Source organism: Pauljensenia sp. UMB3104 (assembly GCF_030217285.1).
GTDB lineage: Bacteria > Actinomycetota > Actinomycetes > Actinomycetales > Actinomycetaceae > Pauljensenia.
Genome location: NZ_JASONN010000046.1, coordinates 1 through 2376 on the forward strand (window position 1 = coordinate 1; position 2376 = coordinate 2376).

The 2376-nt window shown below is 60.7% G+C and carries 2 protein-coding genes; one reads left to right on the top strand and one right to left on the bottom strand.

Features of this window, described 5'->3' with window-relative positions; all coding sequences use genetic code 11:
• The first annotated feature begins 1152 nt into the window (after positions 1-1152).
• Positions 1153-1650 (top strand): hypothetical protein, encoded by a 498-nt coding sequence (locus tag QP415_RS10655; protein WP_016460574.1) that lies wholly within the window; start codon positions 1153-1155, stop codon positions 1648-1650.
• Positions 1651-1760: 110 nt separating this feature from the next.
• Here QP415_RS10655 and QP415_RS10660 read toward each other — a convergent pair whose 3' ends face one another.
• The gene (locus tag QP415_RS10660; protein ID WP_048677017.1) at positions 1761-2144 is read right to left on the bottom strand and encodes a hypothetical protein; all 384 of its coding nucleotides are present in this window, start codon (positions 2142-2144) and stop codon (positions 1761-1763) included.
• Positions 2145-2376 lie beyond the last annotated feature (232 nt).

Here is a 2376-nt window from a genome sequence, read left to right on the forward strand (position 1 = left end):
CGCGCCAATGGGCACAACACCACCAATAACAACCAACAACCCTCAAAACACCCGGTCCACAAAACCAGACCAGGCCAGCCCGCCTAATCTCCAGCCGCCGCGTCGCCCGCCCGCCCGCCATCCGCGCCGCGAGCTTTGCTTTGAGTGATTGATCGTGAGGCGCACCCTGTCCCTGCCGCAGATGGGCACAGCAGTTTCGCACGTAATTCCCCTGAGAATGTTTCAAATATTGAAATCGGATCGTTGAAATTCCGCGGTTTTCGAGCTGTCGCCGAATGAGGCCCGGGAGGAATTACGTGCAACTTTTCGGGGACACACAGCGCAGCATCCGACAGTTTCGCATGCAATTCCCCTGAGAATATTTCAGGTTTTGAAATCAGATCGTTGAAATTCCGCGGTTTTTAAGCGTGCGTCGATTCGTACCGTGGGGGAATTGCATGGGAAATATGTGGAGAGGCGGCCTTGGCGGCGCCTTGGGGAGGAGACGCCTTGGGGAGGAGGCACCTTGAGGAGGAGGCCACTTGGGGAGGAGGCACCTTGGGAAGGAGCCTGGCCCGGGCTATCCCACGTCCCCGACACCGGCGCGAATTGCGCACCGTGCGGTCACCAATCTGGCGCAATGGGGGTTTTGCACTACACGAAGCCCTCTGACGGCGTGTCGCCGGCGTGTCACATCCCCGTGTAGTGCAAAACCCCCACACGGAGCCCACGTAGGGCGCCGCAGCACCCGACGGTGAAGCTCAGGAAACACGCATAAATGACCGACGTGGCAACGGCCGACGCCTCCACGGCCGATGCATCGGTGACGGACGTGACACCGAGGGGGCCGACGCACAGAACAGCGGCCGCTCACGACACTGAGGGACGGCAACCACGACCAACGCCAATGGAGGCGCATCAGAGCCCGAACACCCGCGCCCAGACACCAGGCACGAAAGCAACACCCGGAGCAAAGCACAGACCACGGACGCCAAACAGATTGACAGTCCACGCGGCGGCCTGCCATCTAGCGGGGTAATACGCCGATACGAGGCGTCCGATGAACCCCGATTTTCCCACGTCAGCACGACCTCACTGACCGATATGTTAATTTCATGCTTTTGGGGTTAGACTGAGCGAGAACGTACACTTCAATATTTCAAGGAGCATCCCATGAAGCGTCGTATTGCAGCCGCCCTCCTCATCACTCTGCTGCCCCTCGGCATGTCCGCGTGCCTGCAGGTCAAGACTGACAACCCGACGTCCTCGCCGTCGTCCTCGTCCGCGCCTTCGCAGGAGCCGACCAGCACGCCTACGCAGGCATCGCCCTCCGCATCGAGCTCATCGAAGTCGAACCAGACGAAGGAGGAGGCCTGCGCCATTCTCGACGACAAGGCCAACGCCATCTCCTCGAGCCTGAACGAGAAGGACAAGGCCTCGGTCATCAAGACCCTGTCCAACTTCATTGACATCATGAAGTCTGACGAGGTCACCAACCCCGAGGTCAAGGTGGCGGCAAACGGCCTGGCGGCCAGCGCACAGAAGCTCCTCGACGCGACCAAGGCGGCCGACGATCAGCCGACGGCCGAGCAGCGCTCCCGGATTTTGTCAGCGACGTCAGAGTACCTGGAGTCGATGAACAATCTTCAGTCGGTGTGCGAAGGTAAGTGACGCTCTGGCGAGCACACGACACCCGTCAAGGTAGAAGTGAGGGTGGCCCCGCGGGGCCACCCTCACTTTTCAATGCCCACACGCGGGCATACACAATCTGATGGTGCGCGTCAGCGCGCGTTGCACACCGTCTCGAGCGACGACATCGACGTCGTGAACGTCGTGTACAGGTCCATGGCCTCGCTCATCTGGTCTGCCGACGGGTCATCGCCCACCGTCTTGGCGAAGTCGGCGAGAGCCTGAGCGCTATCGCCCGCAGCCACCGCAGCAGCCTTCACTTCGGTGTTGGTGATGTCGTCAGACTTCAGGACGGTCGCGACGTTGGTCATGCCCTGGATCATGTCTTCCGTGTTGCTCGGATCCAGGCCATCAATTGCCTTGACGGCCTTGTCATTGATGATCTGGCACGCAGCCTGCTTGGACTGCCCACCGCAGGCGGCCAGGCTCAGGGGCAGCAGCGCGACGAGGGCGGCCGTCAGAAGACGCTTTTTCATGAGGGTTACTCCTTCGAGTATTTGTGATGGGTACCCGCGAATTATATCGCATTTTCACATCTTCGATTACCTCGCGGTTAACGAACATCCGTGCATTTTTTACACAATCCGCTGCACGGATGACGACGGCGCTTGATAGCCACGCCGAACACGCGACGAGGAGTGGGCCGCCCCGGTGGGCACGCACGAGGAGTGGGCCGCCCCGGTGGGCACGCACGAGGAGTGGGCCGCC

Excerpts from the sequence above, each read along its gene's own strand:
- QP415_RS10655 (WP_016460574.1), top strand. The coding sequence starts at position 1,153 with ATGAAGCGTCGTATTGCAGCCGCCCTCCTCATCACTCTGCTGCCCCTC.
- QP415_RS10660 (WP_048677017.1), bottom strand. The coding sequence starts at position 2,144 with ATGAAAAAGCGTCTTCTGACGGCCGCCCTCGTCGCGCTGCTGCCCCTG.